The organism is Bradyrhizobium sp. 27S5 (assembly GCF_037217225.1).
Taxonomy (GTDB): domain Bacteria; phylum Pseudomonadota; class Alphaproteobacteria; order Rhizobiales; family Xanthobacteraceae; genus Bradyrhizobium; species Bradyrhizobium septentrionale.
In genome coordinates this window covers 4,018,906-4,037,031 of record NZ_CP147714.1, presented here as the reverse complement: position 1 = coordinate 4,037,031, position 18,126 = coordinate 4,018,906, and the positions used below count along the sequence as shown (strand labels likewise).

Genomic DNA, 18,126 nt, shown 5'->3' with positions numbered 1-18,126 from the left:
TCAACGCGACCCGCTCGCCTCACCGACCTCGTCAGACCGCCCGGCAAACCGCAACGCGAGGCGATCGAACCAGAGGTAGATCACCGGCGTCGTGAACAGCGTCAGCAGCTGGCTGAGCAAAAGGCCGCCGACGATGGAGATGCCGAGCGGATGCCGCAGCTCTGAGCCAGCGCCGCTGCCGAGCATCAGCGGCAGCGCGCCGAGCACCGCGGCCATCGTCGTCATGATGATCGGCCGGAACCGCAGCAGGCAGGCCTGGTAGATCGCCTCGCGCGGCGGCTTGCCCTCGTTGCGCTCGGCATCGAGCGCGAAGTCGATCATCATGATCGCGTTCTTCTTCACGATACCGATCAAGAGGATGATGCCGATGATCGCAATGATGGTGAGATCTTGGCCCGCCATCATCAGCGCCAGCAACGCGCCGATGCCGGCCGAGGGCAGCGTGGAGAGGATGGTCAGCGGATGGATGAAGCTCTCATAGAGCACGCCGAGCACGATATAGACCGTGATGATCGCGGCCAGGATCAGGAACAGCTGATTGGAGAGCGACGACTGGAACGCCAACGCCGCGCCCTGGAAGCTCGTGATCATGCCGAGCGGCTGGTTGATGTCGGCCTGCGCCTGCTTGATCGCGGTCACCGCGCCGCCGAGCGAGGCGCCCGGCGCCAGATTGAACGACACGGTCGCCGAGGGGAACTGGCCGAGATGCGAGACCTGCAGCGGCGCGGTCTCGACCCTCATCTTGGCCATCACCGACAGCGGCACCGGCGTCGAGCCCACCGACGACGGCAAATAGATCGACGATAGCGAGTCCAGCGAATTCTGCAGCGACGGGTCGGCCTCCAGGATCACGCGGTACTGGTTCGAATTGGTGAAGACGGTGGAGACGATGCGCTGGCCGTAGGAATCGTACAGCGCATTGTCGATGGTGGCCGGCGTGATGCCGAACCGCGCGGCCTGGTCACGGTCGATGTCCACGAACACCGAGAGCCCCTGCGCCGAGATATCGCTGGTGACGTCGCTGAGCTCGGGCAATTCCCTGAGCTTGTCGACCAGCTTCGGCGTCCATTCCGCAAGCTCGTTCGGATCGGCATCCTGCAGGATGAACTGGTACTGCGTCCGGCTCACCGTGCCCTCGATGGTGAGGTCCTGGACCGGCTGCATATAGAGCGTGATACCGGTCAGCGCTGCCGTGCTCGCCTTGATCCGGTCCATGATCGTCGCGACGCCGGCCTTGCGCTGCTCATGCGGCTTCAAATTGATCAGGATACGGCCGCTGTTGAGCGTGGTGTTGGTGCCGTCGACGCCGATGAAGGACGACAGGCTCTCGACATCAGGATCCTTCAGGATCGCGCTGGCGAGCCGCTGCTGCCGTTCGGCCATCGCCGCATAGGACACCGATTGCGGCGCCTCCGAGATCGCCTGGATCACGCCGGTGTCCTGCAGCGGAAAGAACCCCTTGGGGATGACGATGTAGAGCAGCGCGGTCAGACCGAAGGTGGCGAGCGCGACCAACAGCACCAGCGTCTGGCGATCCAGCACCCAGTTGAGCATCCGGGCATAGATCGCGATGACGTAATCGAACCCTTCCCGGCTGAGCCGCTGGAAGGTGTTCTCGCGTGTCATGCTCTCGGGCTTCAAGAGCTTGGCACAGGCCATCGGCACCAGTGTCAGCGACACCACGGCGGAGATCAGGATCGTGACCGACAGCGTGATCGCGAATTCGCGGAACAGGCGGCCGACGACATCGCCCATGAACAGCAGCGGGATCAGCACCGCGATCAGCGACACCGTCAGCGAGATGATGGTGAAGCCGATCTGCTCGGAGCCGCGCAGCGCCGCCTCAAGCGGCGATTCACCCTCCTCGATGTAGCGCGAGATGTTCTCGATCACGACGATGGCGTCGTCGACCACGAAGCCGGTCGCGATCGTCAGCGCCATCAGCGACAGATTGTTCAGACTGAAGCCGAACAGGTACATCGCCCCCAGCGTGCCGACCAGCGACAGCGGCACCGACAGGCTCGGGATCAGCGTGGCGCGGGTCGAGCGCAGGAACACGAAGATCACCAGCACGACCAGCACCACCGCGAGCGACAGCTCATATTCGACGTCGCGCACCGAGGCGCGGATCGTGACAGTCCGGTCGGTCAGGATGTTGAGGTCGATCGCGGCCGGCAGCGTGGCCTGGAGCTGTGGCAGCAGCGCCTTGATGCCCTGGACCACTGAGATGACGTTGGCGCCGGGCTGGCGCTGGATGTTGAGGATGATCGCCGGCGTCTCGTTCATCCAGGCGCCGAGCTTGTCGTTCTGCGCGCCGTCGATGACGTTGCCGACGTCGCTGAGGCGGACCGGCGAGCCGTTCTTGTAGGCGATGATCAGCGACCGGTAGTCGCTCGCGTTGCGGATCTGGTCGTTGGCATTGATCGTGTAGGCGCGCATCGCGCCGTCGAAATTGCCCTTCGGCGTGTTGACATTGGCGTTGCCGAGCGTGGTGCGGAGATCGTCGATGTTCAGCCCATAGGCCGCGAGCTTGCGGATGTCGGCCTGGATCCGCACCGCGGGCCGCTGGCCGCCGCTGATGCTGACGAGGCCGACGCCGGGCAGCTGCGAGATCTTTTGGGCCAGCCGCGTGTCGACGAAATCGTTGACCTGCGTCAGCGGCATGGTCTTCGAGGTCAGACCGAGCGTGAGGATCGGCGCGTCGGCCGGGTTGACCTTGGCGTAGATCGGCGGCGCCGGCAGGTCCGACGGCAACAGATTGCCCGCGGCATTGATCGCGGCCTGCACCTCCTGCTCGGCGACGTCGAGCGAGATCGACAGGCCGAACTGCAGCGTGATCACCGACGAGCCGGCCGAGCTCACCGAGCTCATCTGGTTCAAATTCGGCATCTGGCCGAACTGCACCTCGAGCGGCGCCGTCACCGACGAGGTCATCACGTCGGGGCTCGCGCCCGGATAGAAGGTCTGCACCTGGATGGTCGGGTAATCGACCTCCGGCAGCGCCGCGACGGGCAAGAATCTGAACGCCAGCATGCCCGACAGCATGATGGCGATCATCATCAGGGTCGTCGCCACCGGCCGCAGGATGAATGGCCGAGACGGGTTCATTTCGTCTGCCCGTCCTCGGAACGCTTGCGGTGGCCGCCTCCCGCCTTGTCGGGTTCGGCGCCGCCTTTGCTATCTCCCGTCGCCGCGCCTTTGGCCGTCCCGACCGGGTTGGCGGTATCGGTGGCGGAGCGCACGATCACCTTGGCGCCCTCGCGCAGCTTGTCGGCGCCGTCGATCACGATATGGTCGCCTGGCACAAGCCCCGTGAGCACCTCGACCCGGTCGCCGTCGGTGACGCCGAGCTTGACCGGGCGCACCGAGACCGTGCTGTCGGCGTTGACGAGATAGACGAAGGTGCCGGGGACGCCGCGCTGGATGCCGGCCGTCGGCATCGTGGTGGCGTCCTTGTGGGTATCGAGCAGCAGGCGGATGTTGACGAACTGGTTCGGATACAGCGTGCGCTTGTCGTTCTCGAACTGGGCGCGCAGCTTGATCGTGCCGGTGGTGGCGTCGATCTGGCTGTCGAAGGTCTGCAGCGATCCCTCGGCGAGCTTGTTGGCGCCGCTGCGGTCATAGGCCGCCGTCGGCAGCTTGGCGCCTTCCTTCAGCCGCTTGGCGACCGCCTGCAGATTGTCCTCCGGCAGCGTGAACAGCACGCTGATCGGCTCGAGCTGCGTGATCACGACGAGGCCGTTGGTGTCGCCCGGCGTCACATAGTTGCCGAGGTCGACCTGGCGCAGGCCGACGCGTCCGTTGATCGGCGACACGATGTGGCAATATTGCAAATTCACCTCGGCGGACTTCACCGAGGCGCGGTCGGCTTCGACAGTGCCCTGATACTGCGCGACCAGTGCGACCTGGGTATCGAGCGTCTGGTGCGGCACCGCGTTCTGCGTGGCGAGGTTCTGGTAGCGGGTGAGATCGACCTGGGCACCCTTCAGCTGCGCCTCGTCGCGCGCCAGAGTGCCCTTGGCCTGCGCCAGCGTCGCCTCATAGGGCCGCGAATCGATCTCGGCGATCAGGTCGCCCTTCTTGACCTCGTCGCCCTCCTTGAAATCGATCTTCATCAGGTAGCCGCTGATCTGGCTCCTGATCGTCACGGTGGCGAGCGACGTCACGGTGCCCAGCGCATTGAGGCTGACGCCGATATCGCCCTTGCCGACCGTCTCCGGGACGATCGACATCGGCGCGGCGTTGCGGCCGCCGCCGGCCTGTTGCGGCGGGCTTTGCTGGCGCGTCCACCAGACGATGCCGGCAAGCACCGCCAGCACGAGACATCCGGTCAGAATCCCTCGGCCGCGCGACGTTCGCCTGACCGGCTCGGGCGCGATGATCGACGGGTCTTTTATATGCTGGTCCATAACTTGCCCACGAAGAAACACGAAAGAGCTCGCGCGGCTCTATGTGTCCCCTGAGATCCACGCGCGCCACATTCGGGAAGCATTTTGATCGCTTCCGCCAGACAAAGCGCGTTAAGAATCGGAAAGGAAAGTCCCTCCTTCCCGGTCGGCCGCTGTTTCCCGCTGGATTGTGGCTATTTTACCCGATCGTTTGTAACCAGGGCAACACGATCAGCAACAATCCGGCAAAGTAGATCGCGCCGAAGATCAGCCCGAATTTCCAGAAGTCGCCTTTGCCGATATAGCCGCTGCCGTAATACATCGGCGCCGGTCCCGTGGCGTAGGGCGAGATCACGCCCATCAGCCCGAGCGAATAGACGCACAGCAGCATCAAGGTCTGCACCGAGAGGCCGGGAATACTTGAGCCGACGGCGAGCACCACCGGCAGCACGGCGGCGGCGTGCGAGGTGATGCTCGAGAAGAAGTAATGGATCCAGAAGAAGAACGAGACGAGCAGGATCATTCCGACGAACGGCGACATCCCGGCAAGCGGCTTCGCGTAGCCCTCGGCCACCCATTTGATGAAGCCGATTTCGTTGAGGCCCGACGACAGCGTGAGCAGCGAGGTGAAATAGAAGAATACCTCCCACGCGCTCTTCTCGGCGACGATGTCCTCGAACGCGATCACGCCCGTGAGCAGCATCAGCGAGATGACCACAAACACCACCGTGGTCGCGTTGATGAAGTTCGAGCCGAGCAGCGGCACGCTGATATTGGGATTGGAGCCGCAGATCCACAGGAACATCGCGAGCAGCACCAACACCGCCATGATCCATTCGTGCCGCGACGGCGGGCCCATCTTGGTGAGCTCGCCCTCGCTCCAGGTCACGATCTCCGGGCTCTCCTTGATCTCGGGCCGGCAGATCACGTAGCTCAATAGCGGCACCAGCAGCAGCAGAAGGATACCGAGCGGCGCGAAACCGATGAACCATTGCGACCAGCCGACCTCGATATTGACGAGCTTCTTGGCGATCGAGAGCGCGGCGGCGTTCGGCGCCAGCGCGGTGAGGAACAGCGAGCTGGTGACGGCCGTGGTCGCAAACGCCGTCCACATCACGAAGGTGCCGATCTTGCCCGCGGTCGGACCGGGCTCGGAGCCATAGATGCGCGGGATGTTGCTGACGATCGGATAGATCGTGCCGCCCGAGCGTGCGGTATTGGACGGCGTTGCCGGTGCCAGCACGAGATCGGAGAACGCCACCGCATAGCCGAGCCCGATGGTGCGGCGGCCGAGCCCCCGCACCAACAGCAGCGCCAGCCGGCGGCCGAGCCCGCTCTTGCGGTAGCCGATCGAGAACACGAAGGCGCCGACGATCAGCCACACCGTGCTCTCGGAAAAGCCGCCGAGCATCCAGCGCAGCGACTTGTTCGGATCGGGCTCGACATAGCCGCCGACGCCGGCGACCGTCAGGCCGATCAGGCCAACCGCGCCGACCGGCATCGATTCCAGGATCAGCCCGGTGATCACGGCGGCGAACACCGCGAAATAGTGCCACTGGTTGGCGTTCAGCCCCGCCGGCACCGGGACCAGATAAATCACCAGCCAGACCAGCAACGGCGCAAATGTCCGCCATGACCACTTCATGCAGCGTCCCCCTCAGCTGTGTCGATTGTCGGGCGTGCAAACCGCCATGTCCCGGACGGCGGCGCCATCTTTTTGTTGCAATGTAGCACGGCCGCGCAGCCCGTCTCGGGAAACTGCAGCCGAACGGCGCGGCTTGTGGAGGAACCGGCGCGTCTCGTCAACACCGTGCGACACCCGAGGGGCCCCCCATCGCAAGACCACGCACGCTTTGCTATTCTCGTGACCATGACGTCACGAGACTCCGCCTCCTCCGAGATCACCCCCGAGGTGCTGCTGCGCGCCTATGCCTGCGGCATCTTCCCGATGGCGGAGAGCGCCGACGACCCGACCCTGTTCTGGGTCGAGCCCGAATTGCGCGGCGTGATTCCGTTCGATGGCTTCCGTATCGCCTCCCGCCTGGCGCGCACCGTGCGCTCGGATGTGTTCACGGTCACCGTCGATACCGCGTTCAAGGCCGTGATCGCCGGCTGCGCGGCACCGCAGCCCGGCCGCGACGACACCTGGATCAACAAGCGCATCCGCGATCTCTATCTCGGGCTGCACGCGTCAGGCCATTGCCACAGCGTCGAGGTCTGGCAGGACGACAATTTGGTCGGCGGGCTCTATGGCGTCAGCCTTGGCCGCGCCTTCTTCGGCGAAAGCATGTTCCACACCACACGCGATGCGTCGAAGGTCGCACTGGTGCATCTGGTGGCACGGCTGATCGCGGGCGGGTTCGAGCTGCTCGACACGCAGTATGTGACCGAGCATTTGAAGACGTTCGGCGCGATCGAAATCTCGCGGCGCCGTTATCGCGCGCTGCTCGACAAGGCGATCACTGGCACGCCGGCGGATTTCAGCAAGCTCGATGCCACGCAACCGGTGAAGGGCGAGCAGGCGCTGGCGATCATCGCGGCGCGAAATTAAGGGCTGGTGTCCCGGACGCGGTGCAGCGTGTAACGCTGCTCCGCAGAGCGCGGACCCATCTCACTCATTCCCATCGGAAGCATAGGCCCCGGCCCAGCAGCGCATCACTTCGCGCTGCGTTGCGTCCGGGGCACGAGACCGCGTCTAGTTTCCGAACAAGCCGCCGAACAAACCGCCCGGCCGCTGCTGCTGGGGCGGCGGAGGTGGCGGCTGCTGGTATTGCGGCAACGGCTGCGGCGGCGGACGCGGCGCGGCTTGCTTCGGCGGCGCGCGCTTCTGGGCTGGCGGCGGTGGCGGCGTCGGTGCCTTCGGCGGGTCGGGCGCGGCGGTCACGATGGTCTGGTCCGGCCCTTTGCAGTCGGTCAGCCAGATGTCGTAGATCGGATGCTCGACACCATGCAGGCCAGGGCTTGCCGCGAACATCCAGCCCGAGAATATCCGCTTCACCTCGCCCTGCAGCGTGATCTCGTCGACCTCGACGAAGGCGTCGGTGTTGGCGGCTTCGGTCGACGGCCGCGTGTAGCAGGCATCGGTCTTCACCCGCAGCGCGCCGAACTGCACGGTCTCACCGATTTCCTCGTCGAAATTGATGATGCGGCCGGTGATCTTGTCGAGGCCGGAGAAGCTCGCCTTCTTGTTAGTGATCTTGGTCGAGGGCGGCTCCTGAACCACCTCGTCGCCCGGCTGCAGCGCCGCCGGCGTCTGCGGCGGGGTGCCCTGTGGAGCTCCCTGTGGCGTCCCCTTGGGCTGACGCTGCCCCGGCGGCAGGCCGGGCAAGGGATTTGCGCCGGGCGGCGTATTGGCAACGGCAGGACCGCCGGGCTGCGGCGGCTGCACGGCAACGCCGGGCTGGGTGCCCGGCGGAGCGACCGTGGTGCCGGGCGGCGGCGCCAAAGGTTGCGACTGCACGCTGCCGGGCGGCGGCACCGCCTGCCCTGGCGGCAACGCCCGCGGCTGCGTCGGCAGCAGGCGGCCACGCGGCAATTCCGGCACTTCCTCGTCGTCGTCGCTGGGTGGCTGCACCTGACCGCGCGGAATCGAGCCGGGCGGACGCGGCGCGGGATCGGAGAAAATCGTTCCGATCTGCGCGCGCGCAGGCGGCGCAAGCGAGATGGTTGAGGCGGCAATCAAGGCCGCAAAGCCAGTCAGGGCAATGGTTCGAAGCATCTCGCGCGGCTTTAAAAGGCGAATCGGGCTCGCGACAGTGTACCTTGATATCGGCCGCTCGCAGGTCACCGGTTAACACGCCGAATACGGCGGGGAAAGGGCGGGTCCGGCGCCCTCCCCGGCGCTCTGGCCAGCCACTGGTAAGCCCTGGGGACACGTGGGATAGTCCGCACGCTAAAGCCGCGCGGCGACGCGCGAAAATCAGGAAAATCCGGATCGAACCGGACCAGCCAGAGGAAACCCAGACATGCCCGATCGCATCAGGCTCGACGGCCGGGTCGCCGTCGTCACCGGGGCTGCCGGCGTCATCGGAACCGCGACACTCCATCTGCTCGCCGAACGGGGTGCGCGGATTGTCGCAGTCGACCGCAGGGAGGCCGATCTGTCGGCGGCCATCAAGGGGCTGCCGGCCTCGGCCGAGGCGCTGGCAATCGCAGCCGATGTCACCAGCGAGGATGAGGTCAAGGAGTATGTCCGCGCCGCCGTCGACCGCTTCGGCACCATCGACGCCTTCTACAACAACGCCGGCATCGAAGGCGACATCAAGCCGATCCCGGAATATTCGCTGGAGAGCTTTCGCCGGGTGCTCGACGTCAATGTCGTCGGCGTCTTCCTCGGCATGAAGCATGTGCTGCCGGTGATGCTTAAACAGAACAAGGGCAGCATCATCAACACTGCCTCGATCGCGGGCCTCGTGGGATCGCCGATGATCGCGGTCTATAGCGCGAGCAAGCACGCGGTGATCGGACTGACCAAGAGTGCGGCCTGGGAATGCTCCGGCACCGGCGTGCGCGTCAATTGCGTCTGTCCCGGCATGATCGACAGCCGCATGCTGAGCACGATCCTGCAGGGCCGCAGTGGCGGCAACGCGCCGCCGCCTGTCGAGAAGATCGTCGACCGCATCCCGGCGCGCCGGCTCGGGCTTGCAAGCGAGGTCGCCTCCATCGTCGCGTTCCTTGCCTCCGACGAGGCGAGCTACGTCTCCGGCTCCGCCTACACCGTCGATGGCGGCCGCACCGCCGCGTAACACTTCAGTCCAGCATCGCAAGAAGGTTTGTCGTCCATGCCCGTCGTTCTCGATCCCGATGCCGCCGCCGTCTACAAGGCCTTCCAGGAGGCTGGCCGCCCCGCCTATGAGACGCTGACCGCACCGGAAGCGCGCGAATATTACCGAGCCGCCCGCGTCGTCTCCAATCCCGAGCCGCCGGCGCTTGAATCCAGCAAGCCGCTTTCGATCCCGGCGCCGCACGGCATCATCCCGGCGCGCATCTACACGCCGAAGACACTGCGCAAGACCGACGGGCTGGCGCCGTGCCTGGTGTTCTTCCATGGCGGCGGCTGGGTGATCGGCGATCTCGATACCCATGAGGTGGTCTGCCAGAAGCTCGCCCATGAGGGCGAACTGATCGTGATCTCGGTCGATTATCGGCTGGCACCCGAGCACCGCTTCCCCGCCGCGGTCGATGACGCCGTTACCGCGACCCGATGGGTCGCCGCGAATGCAAAGGGCCTCGGCATCGACGCCGCGCGGCTGATCGTCGGTGGCGACAGCGCCGGCGGCAATCTTGCGGCCGTGGTTGCGCTCACCGCCCGTGACGGCGGACCGAAGCTTGCCGCCCAGCTGCTGATCTATCCCGCAACCGAATTCTCGCGAAAACATCCCTCGCACCGCGAGCCCGAGACCAGCATCCTCCTAACGCATTCGGTGATCGGCTGGTTCGCCAACCACTATCTCGGCGGCGCCGACGGCAGCGACTGGCGCGTCTCACCGGCGCGCGCGACAAGCTTTGCCGGACTGCCGCCGGCCTATGTGCTGACCGCCGGCGCCGATCCGCTGCGCGACGAAGGCGACGAGTACGCGAAATTCCTCAAGGACGCCGGCGTGCCCGTCACCTACCGGCATTTCCCCGGCCAATTCCATGGCTTCTTCACCATGGGCAAGCTGCTCAATCAGGCCAATGTCGCGGTGTCAGAGATCACCGCCTGGCTGAAGACGCTGGGCTGACGGCCGCCCGGCGAGTGGCCAACCGGATCGGGGCGACGTGGTCTGGCGCCCCCCGATCATGGCTCGAAGCGGCGAGCGCAGCTTGCGGCGCTAGCGCGCCTTGCAGTTCCCCGCGCCGCGCGATAGTGCGGCCGGGCGCGTGTCATGCCGCCCGGCACTCCAGCCATCGAGATCGCCTTGTTCACGCCTATCCTCGTCTACGGTATCCCGCTCGACTTCATCCTGTTCGCGCTGACGCTGCTCGGCGTCGCGATCTTCCATCACCACACGCTTGCTGTGGCGTTGACAGGCCTTGCCGCGATCGTCGCCTACAAGCTGATCTTCGCCGGCTTTGCGAAATTCGGAGTCGGCCTGCCCGGCCTCGTCCACCACATGGAGCACGATTGGGTGGGGCTCTCGAACCTGTTCCTGCTGCTGATGGGCTTTGCGCTGCTGTCGCGCCATTTCGAGGAGAGCCGCATTCCCGACGAGATGCCGGCGCTGCTGCCCGATGACTGGAAGGGCGGACTGATCCTGCTCGTCATCGTGTTCGTGCTGTCGGCCTTTCTCGACAACATCGCGGCCGCGCTGATCGGCGGCACCGTTGCGCGTTACGTTTTCCGGGGCCGCGTCCATATCGGCTATCTCGCCGCCATCGTTGCCGCATCGAACGCGGGCGGCTCCGGCAGCGTCGTCGGCGACACCACGACGACGATGATGTGGATCGACGGCGTCAGCCCGCTCACCGTCGTCGACGCCTATGTCGGCGCCGTCGTGGCGATGCTGGTGTTTGCGGTTCCAGCCTCGCTGCAGCAGCATCGCTTCTCCCCGATCGTGAAGGACGCACCGTCCGGCCTGAAGATCGACTGGGCGCGGGTCGCGATCGTCGCGATCATCCTGCTCGCTGCGCTCGCGGCCAATGTGACGGCCAATCTGAAGTTCCCCGCGCTACTCGATGCGCTGCCGGTGCTCGGCCTCGCCGTCTGGGCCGCGATCCTGCTGACCTCGCTGCTGCGCCGCCCGGACTGGTCGGTGATGCCAGAGACGCTCAAGGGCACCGTGTTTCTGCTGGCGCTGGTGACGGCGGCCTCAATGATGCCCGTGGAGAAATTGCCGGCCGCATCATGGCAGACCGCGCTCGGGCTCGGCTTCGTCTCGGCGGTGTTCGACAACATTCCGCTGACGGCGCTGGCGCTGAAGCAAGGCGGCTACGACTGGGGCTTCCTCGCCTACGCGGTCGGATTTGGCGGATCGATGGTTTGGTTCGGCTCGTCCGCGGGCGTCGCGGTGTCGAGCATGTATCCGGAAGCCAAGTCAGTGGTCCGATGGATCACCCAGGGCTGGCCGATCATGGTGGCCTACGTCGTCGGTTTCTTCGTGATGCTCGCTTTGCTCGGCTGGCACCCCGACGCGCCGCATTGAGCTCGCCGTCCAGGCCGCCCTACCTCACCCGCCCGGCACAGCGATTGCGGCAGCTGGCCGCAGGCGCGCGGCTGTTCACCAACCTGCTATCGCCAATGCGGAATTTGCCATGCTGCGTTGCACAATGGACTTTCGTCAAACTTGTGGAAAAGCAAGACAAATCCGTTGACATTGCTAAACTCAATTTGTCGTAACAACTTATGGAGCGTCGCATGAGTGTTAGTGCAGAAGTCCTCGCCCGCGCCCCGCTGGAACAGTTGCAGGGCGAAGTCGACACGATGAATTCGCATCGACCACGCAGCAACGTTCGGCCTCTCTCACCGATGCCGGACTACGTCGAGCACCGCAACGGCGTCAACGAGGTGGGCAAGCTGTCGGCCGAGGCGGTGGTGCGCGAATACGAAGCGGCGGTGAAAGAGATCGAGGCCCTTGGAACGGAACTGCAATTGGCGGCCAAGAACTGCGAGGCAATGGTGGCAGGCGTCCATGACATGATCGCGGAAATCAAGGAGTTCGCCGCAGGTTACCGCGATCAGGGCAAGCGTTTCTTCCTGCAGATCGAAGCCGTCGCGTTGATGACCACGGAGGTCAGGGATACCTGCGAAGCACTCAAGAAGAAGATCGCGACCGACACATTGAGCTAGTAATTTTCGGCTGGGGCACGTTTCGTGCTCAGCGCATTCGTGGATTTCTGCGATCGTGGGCTGATCCTGCGTGAGGTAAATGGCTGCGCTCTTCCGGCGCGGCGGAACCGCTAGTTCTGTTCAAAATTAAGTCGTTCAACATCTTGCCCCGCTTCGGCGGGGCTTTTGTGCTGCGAGGGCAATCTCTGCGCGCGGCGAGTCCTCGAACGGGCCGGACCGCTGCCAATGACCGATTTAACGCGCGTCAGGTGCACGTTCGGCCAAGTCCGTTGCCGGAGGCAAAGCGGATATCGCGGACCAGCGGTCGTTAAAGTCCTTGGCCGGGAGCATGTCCGTGCCGGAGACGGCAATGCCGTCGGTCCGGGACGCGTGCGACCTCATCGTAGCGGCGGTTGCCGTGACAGCTAGCAGGGCAACAGCCACGAACCCGGTAATCGTTCGATGCTTTGTCATTAGAACCTCCTTGGGTCCCCAATGCCCACTTAAGGTAAGTCACGGGAACCTTCGCGCCGGTTCATCAGTGCGAAAACATCATGGATCGTGTGAGATCGGACAACGAGCTTGTCCCAAACTCAAATTGCCTCTGCCGGCAGCGTCAATGAATTTGGCGCCTACCCCACCCGCGCTGCCCGGCGCAGCGATTGCGGCGGCTGGCCGAAGGCGCGGATGAAGGCGCGGCGCATCCGCTCGGGATCGCGGAAGCCGGTGATCTCTGCGACGCGCTCGATCGCCTCGCCCGACGACTGCACGCGCTGCCGCGCCACCTCGATCCTGAGCCGCTCGACCGCTTTCGACGGCGTGGTGCCGGTCTCGGCGATGAAGGCGCGGGTGAAATGCCGCGAGCTCATCCCGGCCTTGTCGGCGAGGTCCTCGACCGTCAGCGGCGCGTCGAGATGCTCGCGCGCCCAGGCGAGCAGCGGCCCGAACCGTCCGTTCGGCGTCTTCAACTCCAGCAGCGAGGAAAACTGCGACTGCCCGCCGCTGCGCCGATGATACAGCACGAGCTGCCGCGCGGTGTTCTGCGCGATCTCGTCGCCGTAATCCTCGGTGATCATCGCGAGCGCGAGATCGATGCCGGCGGTGATGCCGGCCGAGCTCCAGATATTGCCGTCGCGGACGAAGATCTGGTCCGGCTCGAGCTTGATCTTCGGATAGGTCTTCACGAAATGCGGCGTGCGCTGCCAATGCGTGGTGGCGCGGCGGCCGTCGAGCAAGCCCGCTTCGGCCAGCACATAGGCGCCCGAGCAGACGCTGGCGACCCGAATGCCGCGGTCCGCCATCCGCCGCACGAATGACAGCGTGGTCGGACAGGTCGCCGCTCCGCCCACGCCCGTGCCGCCCGCGACGATCAGCGTCGTGATCGCCGCCGACGGCTTGAGTCCGCGCGCCAGCATCTCGACGCCGGACGAAGAGCGTACCGGCCCCACCTTCATCGCGATCGTCCTGATCGCCGGCGCGTTGTTGGAAAGGCGCGCGGCGATCTCGAAGGCCGCGATCGGTCCGGCCGCGTCGAGCAGCTGGAAGTCCGGAAAGATCAGGATGCCGATCATCGCCAAATCCTCGCAAAGGACGTTACGTTCCGAATGGCCTTACGTCTTAAAATGAGGGAAATACGCCATTTTGGACGGAAGGCCATCATGGCATCGTGGTTCCGTCAAGCGCTATTTGGAGACTTCCGATGTCCGAACCCCTGCAGATTGGATTGCTGATCTTCCCGAAAGTGACCCAGCTCGATTTCACCGGCCCGCTGCAGGTGTTTTCGGCCGTCCCCGGCGCCAAGGTTCATCTGATCTGGAAACGGATCGAACCCGTTCCGACCGATTCCGTCATGGTGCTCACGCCGACCATGACGTTTGCCGATTGCCCGCAGCTTGACGTGATCTGCGTGCCCGGCGGGGCCGGCACCAACGACATGGTCGGCGACGAGGAGATGCTCGCCTTCCTGCGCAGGCAGGCCGCCGGCGCGAAGTACATCACTTCGGTCTGCACGGGATCGCTGGTGCTTGGCGCGGCCGGCCTGCTCAAAGGCTATCGCGCGACCACGCATTGGAGCGCGATCGATTTTCTGGCCGGCTTCGGCGCGATCCCGACGAAGACGCGCGTCTGCGTCGATCGCAACCGCTTCACCGGCGGCGGCGTCACGGCCGGAATCGATTTCGCGCTGACGCTGGTGTCGGAGCTTGTCGACCGCAAGACCGCCGAAGCGATCCAGCTTGGGATCGAATACAATCCCGCACCGCCCTTCAATGCCGGCTCGCCCGACACCGCGCCGGCCGAGATCCTCGCTCTGGTGAAGGAGCGGATCGCGCCGTCGCAGACCCGCCGCACCGAACAGATGAACCGTGCCGCGGCGAATTTGGCGCAGACGGGATAGCCGGCCTGCATGCGCGCGGCGCGTCGGCGCCGCGCTCCTGCCCGGCTTACGTGCTTGATCTCGCAAAATAGCGGCGCCGCACCGACCGCTCCGTCGTGCCAAAATAATCCCGCCACCAGTCGCCGTGCTCGAGCGGTTTCGGCGGCTTCTTGTCGTCGCGCCATTTCAGGGACTCCCGAAACGCGTGATGGCTGTACAGGCGCATGTACTCACCAAAATAAATATCAGCGATCCGCTTGTTGCCGCGCACCACGATCATGTTCTCGTCATTGTTGGTGGTCGAGGCATCGCTGAAATTGGCCGAGCCCGCCACCACGATCGGGTCGTCGGAAAGCGGGTCGACCAGCATGAACTTGTTGTGAACGTAGCGCACGTTTGAATTCAGTCCGCTCAGCTTCTCCTTGAGCCAGCCGTCGACCGCGGTGGTCCTGATGAAGTCGCCGATCGCGAAGGTGTTCTCGGGCATATTCCTCAGCTGCTGGATGTCCTGCTCTTCCTTCTTCTTCTCCGGACCATCCTTCATCGGGCGGGTTGCCTTCTCCAGCAGCGCCATTCGAAATGGCGCGCGGGAGGTTCGATAGACGTCCTTGAAGAGCTTGTTGATCCCGAACGCGAACGTCATGAAAAGCGCCTGGTCCGCGCTCGCGGCGAGTTTCGCGTAGTATTGCAATGCCTCGAGGCCCTTGCGCGGGCTGAAGATCACCGACGTCCCCTTCGGCGGCGGCAGCTTCTGCACCTTGGTGATCTCGTCCACCCGGTCGCGTGCCTCGGGCGTATCCGGGTCTTCAGCCAGCATGTTCCAGTAAGTCAGGTAGCGCTCGGCGACCGCGGGGTCCTCGACGCGATGACCGACGTTGGAATGGCCGAAGATGCCGCCGCTCGAGAAATTCGTCCCGCCCGTCCAGACCGAGAGCGCCTTGTTTCCTTTCATCTTCACGATGAACTTGTTGTGCGAGATGTAGGATTTGCCCTTCTTGCGTGGCGTGCAGAATGCACCGATCCCGGTGTCCTTGATGGCGTTGGTGTTTGCTTCGCCAGGGTCGGCCTTCCGCTTGTCGAACACCACCTTCACGTCGACGCCGCGGCTCTCGGCCTTCTTGAGCAGCTTGAGAAAGGGCTCGTAATGAAATTCATAGGCGGCGATGCGCAACCTGTCGCCGCGGCCGCATGACTCCACATAGGCTTCGAGCGCCTCGTAGAGCCCGCGTGACAACCAGATGAATGCCTGGTTGTTGGGGACCTTGTCCGGGGCGCGATTGCCGAAGCGGCGGGCGTATTCCTGCGAGGCGGCGACGCCGCGATTGAAATAGACGTCCTGATCGCCGCCCTCCGGGCTTTCCGTCGTGATATCGACGGAGGTCTCGGCAAAGATCTTCAGATCCCTTGGCGTCCCCTTGAGCGCTGCGATCGTGTAGGTGTAGTCGTGCCCCGGCTTGGCACTGTAATCGCTCCATTGAAAGCTCTGGATCGGCTGGTCCTTCGTTGAGTAGGTCGCGCCCGCCGGAAATCCCGGGTCGGTTTCCCCGCGAACGCCTTCATGCCTTCGAGGTATTTGGCTTCGTCTTCCGTGTGATCCACGCGATGAATGGAAAAGCCCTTGAGGCCGTTGCATGATCGCTGCGGCAGATCGAATCCCAGCATCACGACATAGGTCCCGGCGACGGCGTGAACCTTGAGGCCCTTGGTCGTCTTGGTGACGCGCATGGCAATCTCCAGCGAAAATCGAGCAAACAATCTCTTCGTGTGAGCGATAATTTCACAACGTCGGCGAGAATTGGCTATCCGGGAAGAGGACAAAACAGCGCGGGACCATGCCGGCGGCGCGCCGGCGTGCCGATCACGCAAAGCGGCCGGTCACGCGCCAAGAACCAGTTGAGCGCCAAGTACGAGTTACGCGCAAAGAAAAAGGCCGCCCAGTTTCCCGGGCGGCCCTTCCTGTCTCACGGTAGCCTCACATTTGCGGGCGATTTCAGGACATCTGTACCGGGGGCCTATCTCCCGGCCGCATCCAACTCGGAGGCCGCTGCTTATCGGGACAGTCGCGATCTGGAGCCCGATCCGACGCGATGGTTTCCCATCTCCGTAAGATGGCTTCATTGAGCCGCGAACCCGTGCACGGCGCAAGCGGACATGTTCGGCTGCCGTCCCTCTGTCCCCGCTGTTACCGTTGTCCACAGGCACGCACTTGCGTCACCACGCGCACGCGTGCGGTGCACGCGCGGCGTGACGCAGATGCACGTCCGAACGGCAATGCGTGAAGGTCAGCTTCCCGGCGTCCAGGCGTGGTAGTCGCCGGTCGCCTTGGGGCGGCGACCGCTCGCCAGCGTCGAGCCGGACGGACGATAGGCCTGCGCGGTGCCGGTCATGTTCGGGAGATGCGGCTTCTCCCATTCCCGCGCCGTGTAGGTCTCTTCGGTCGGGGGCACGTCGACGGTGTGATGCAACCAGCCGTGCCACCCGGCCGGGATGCGGGACGCTTCGGCGTAGCCGTTATAGACCACCCAGCGCCGCTCGAAATGCAGGGTCGGGTCGATCTCGCCGCCCTTGGTGCGATAGTAGCGATTGCCCTGCTCGTCCTCGCCGACCAGCTCGCCGAATCGCGAGGTCCACAATTGCGTGCCAAAGGTCTGGCCGTTCCACCAGGTGAAGAATTTCAGCAGGAATTGTTTCATGCGCGGCCGGTCGTCGGTTCGAGGCAGTCAGGCTCTGATGCCACCTCAAACCCCAAATGTCCAGCCGCCGCCAAGGTAACCGCGCACTCCCCCGAACGGCCCCGATCACGAACCCGTTTGGCGACCAAATGACGCGGTCACGGGCGGTTTTGTTCAGCCACCATACATGCGCCGCCTGCCAAGCAAAGATGACGCACAATCAATGTGGAGCGCAGGAACGTCTGACCGCAGAGATGGTTAGACATCACCTGTTTTGATGGAGTTCAAAATGATCAATATGAAGGTTCTGAGCACCGCCGCGGCGCTGGCGCTTGCGCTGCCGATGGTGATGCCGACCGCCTCGTTCGCACAGTCCGGTGCGCAGATGGGCGCGATGGGCGGCGGTGGCGCGCGCGGTGGCGGAGGTGGCGGCGGCGGCGGTGGACACATCGGCGGTGGCGGCGGCGGTGGTGGCGGCCATATCGGCGGCGGTGGCTTTGGCGGCGGCCGTGGTGCGGCCATGGGAGCCGGCCCGCGCGTTGGCGGCGGTGGCCAGTGGGCTGGCGGCGGAGGCGGTGGCCGCCAGTGGGCTGGCGGTGGCGGCGGCGGTCGCTGGCATGGCGGTGGCGGCGGTTGGCGCGGCGGCTATCACCGTGGCGGCGGATACTGGCCCGGCGCGGTTGCCGGTGCGGTGGTCGGCGGTGCCCTCGCCTCGGGCGCGTATTATGGCTCCGGTTACGGCTATGGCCCCGGATACTATGACGACAGCTACGGCTATTACGATGAACCGTCAGTCGCCGTAGAAGCCGTGCCGGGTGGTGGCGACGCGAGCTACTGCGCGCAGCGCTACAAGTCCTACGATCCGGGCTCCGGCACCTATCTCGGCTATGACGGCCTGCGGCACCCCTGCCCGTAATGGCGGTCTGACGTTCAAGTTTGCGAAGG

The 18,126-nt window shown here is 64.8% G+C and carries 14 protein-coding genes; 7 read left to right on the top strand and 7 right to left on the bottom strand.

From position 1 onward, the window contains the following. From WDM24_RS18645 to WDM24_RS18635, 3 genes are all read right to left on the bottom strand, one after another. Positions 1–3,108, bottom strand: coding sequence for an MdtB/MuxB family multidrug efflux RND transporter permease subunit (locus WDM24_RS18645; protein ID WP_338832039.1), 3,108 nt, complete (start codon positions 3,106–3,108; stop codon positions 1–3). Then, complete coding sequence (locus WDM24_RS18640; protein ID WP_338832038.1) at positions 3,105–4,409, bottom strand: MdtA/MuxA family multidrug efflux RND transporter periplasmic adaptor subunit; 1,305 nt, start codon at positions 4,407–4,409, stop codon at positions 3,105–3,107. Before WDM24_RS18640 ends, WDM24_RS18645 begins: the two co-directional genes overlap by 4 nt. 178 nt (positions 4,410–4,587) lie before the next feature. Beyond that, on the bottom strand, positions 4,588–6,033 hold the full coding sequence (locus WDM24_RS18635) for a DASS family sodium-coupled anion symporter (protein WP_029082175.1): 1,446 nt from the start codon (positions 6,031–6,033) through the stop codon (positions 4,588–4,590). 225 nt (positions 6,034–6,258) lie between these two features. Here WDM24_RS18635 and aat point away from each other — a divergent pair, with 225 nt between their 5' ends. After that, entirely contained in the window at positions 6,259–6,939 is a 681-nt protein-coding gene (gene aat, locus WDM24_RS18630) for a leucyl/phenylalanyl-tRNA--protein transferase (protein WP_166294861.1), read from the top strand. Between the two features lie 144 nt (positions 6,940–7,083). Here aat and WDM24_RS18625 read toward each other — a convergent pair whose 3' ends face one another. Further along, complete coding sequence (locus WDM24_RS18625; RefSeq protein WP_338832037.1) at positions 7,084–8,106, bottom strand: DUF2155 domain-containing protein; 1,023 nt, start codon at positions 8,104–8,106, stop codon at positions 7,084–7,086. Between the two features lie 247 nt (positions 8,107–8,353). On the opposite strand from WDM24_RS18625, the gene WDM24_RS18620 reads away from it, so the two are divergent. From WDM24_RS18620 to WDM24_RS18605, 4 genes are all read left to right on the top strand, one after another. Continuing rightward, on the top strand, positions 8,354–9,133 hold the full coding sequence (locus WDM24_RS18620) for an SDR family oxidoreductase (RefSeq protein WP_338700472.1): 780 nt from the start codon (positions 8,354–8,356) through the stop codon (positions 9,131–9,133). A gap of 36 nt (positions 9,134–9,169) precedes the next feature. Continuing rightward, positions 9,170–10,111, top strand: a complete 942-nt coding sequence (locus WDM24_RS18615) for an alpha/beta hydrolase (protein ID WP_338832036.1) — start codon at positions 9,170–9,172, stop codon at positions 10,109–10,111. 144 nt (positions 10,112–10,255) lie between these two features. Next, complete coding sequence (locus WDM24_RS18610; protein ID WP_338832035.1) at positions 10,256–11,512, top strand: SLC13 family permease; 1,257 nt, start codon at positions 10,256–10,258, stop codon at positions 11,510–11,512. A 212-nt stretch (positions 11,513–11,724) separates the two neighbouring features. Then, a complete protein-coding gene (locus WDM24_RS18605) occupies positions 11,725–12,156 on the top strand; it encodes a hypothetical protein (RefSeq protein ID WP_338832034.1) in 432 nt (143 codons plus the stop codon). A 611-nt stretch (positions 12,157–12,767) separates the two neighbouring features. Here WDM24_RS18605 and WDM24_RS18600 read toward each other — a convergent pair. Then, a complete protein-coding gene (locus tag WDM24_RS18600; RefSeq protein WP_338832033.1) occupies positions 12,768–13,706 on the bottom strand; it encodes a GlxA family transcriptional regulator in 939 nt (312 codons plus the stop codon). Between the two features lie 128 nt (positions 13,707–13,834). Here WDM24_RS18600 and WDM24_RS18595 point away from each other — a divergent pair, with 128 nt between their 5' ends. Beyond that, a complete protein-coding gene (locus tag WDM24_RS18595; RefSeq protein WP_338832032.1) occupies positions 13,835–14,530 on the top strand; it encodes a DJ-1/PfpI family protein in 696 nt (231 codons plus the stop codon). A 46-nt stretch (positions 14,531–14,576) separates the two neighbouring features. Here the strand turns inward: WDM24_RS18595 and WDM24_RS18590 are convergent, their stop codons facing one another. Then, on the bottom strand, positions 14,577–16,142 hold the full coding sequence (locus tag WDM24_RS18590) for a phospholipase D-like domain-containing protein (protein ID WP_338832031.1): 1,566 nt from the start codon (positions 16,140–16,142) through the stop codon (positions 14,577–14,579). A gap of 649 nt (positions 16,143–16,791) precedes the next feature. Then, positions 16,792–17,202, bottom strand: a complete 411-nt coding sequence (locus tag WDM24_RS18585) for an NADH:ubiquinone oxidoreductase subunit NDUFA12 (RefSeq protein WP_029082185.1) — start codon at positions 17,200–17,202, stop codon at positions 16,792–16,794. A 268-nt stretch (positions 17,203–17,470) separates the two neighbouring features. Here WDM24_RS18585 and WDM24_RS18580 point away from each other — a divergent pair, with 268 nt between their 5' ends. Continuing rightward, positions 17,471–18,097, top strand: coding sequence for a BA14K family protein (locus WDM24_RS18580; RefSeq protein WP_338832030.1), 627 nt, complete (start codon positions 17,471–17,473; stop codon positions 18,095–18,097). Positions 18,098–18,126 lie beyond the last annotated feature (29 nt).

Coding starts and splice junctions, on each gene's coding strand:
- WDM24_RS18645 (WP_338832039.1), bottom strand. CDS start 3,108: ATGAACCCGTCTCGGCCATTCATCCTGCGGCCGGTGGCGACGACCCTG.
- WDM24_RS18640 (WP_338832038.1), bottom strand. CDS start 4,409: ATGGACCAGCATATAAAAGACCCGTCGATCATCGCGCCCGAGCCGGTC.
- WDM24_RS18635 (WP_029082175.1), bottom strand. CDS start 6,033: ATGAAGTGGTCATGGCGGACATTTGCGCCGTTGCTGGTCTGGCTGGTG.
- aat (WP_166294861.1), top strand. CDS start 6,259: ATGACGTCACGAGACTCCGCCTCCTCCGAGATCACCCCCGAGGTGCTG.
- WDM24_RS18625 (WP_338832037.1), bottom strand. CDS start 8,106: ATGCTTCGAACCATTGCCCTGACTGGCTTTGCGGCCTTGATTGCCGCC.
- WDM24_RS18620 (WP_338700472.1), top strand. CDS start 8,354: ATGCCCGATCGCATCAGGCTCGACGGCCGGGTCGCCGTCGTCACCGGG.
- WDM24_RS18615 (WP_338832036.1), top strand. CDS start 9,170: ATGCCCGTCGTTCTCGATCCCGATGCCGCCGCCGTCTACAAGGCCTTC.
- WDM24_RS18610 (WP_338832035.1), top strand. CDS start 10,256: ATGCCGCCCGGCACTCCAGCCATCGAGATCGCCTTGTTCACGCCTATC.
- WDM24_RS18605 (WP_338832034.1), top strand. CDS start 11,725: ATGAGTGTTAGTGCAGAAGTCCTCGCCCGCGCCCCGCTGGAACAGTTG.
- WDM24_RS18600 (WP_338832033.1), bottom strand. CDS start 13,706: ATGATCGGCATCCTGATCTTTCCGGACTTCCAGCTGCTCGACGCGGCC.
- WDM24_RS18595 (WP_338832032.1), top strand. CDS start 13,835: ATGTCCGAACCCCTGCAGATTGGATTGCTGATCTTCCCGAAAGTGACC.
- WDM24_RS18590 (WP_338832031.1), bottom strand. CDS start 16,142: ATGCAACGGCCTCAAGGGCTTTTCCATTCATCGCGTGGATCACACGGA.
- WDM24_RS18585 (WP_029082185.1), bottom strand. CDS start 17,202: ATGAAACAATTCCTGCTGAAATTCTTCACCTGGTGGAACGGCCAGACC.
- WDM24_RS18580 (WP_338832030.1), top strand. CDS start 17,471: ATGATCAATATGAAGGTTCTGAGCACCGCCGCGGCGCTGGCGCTTGCG.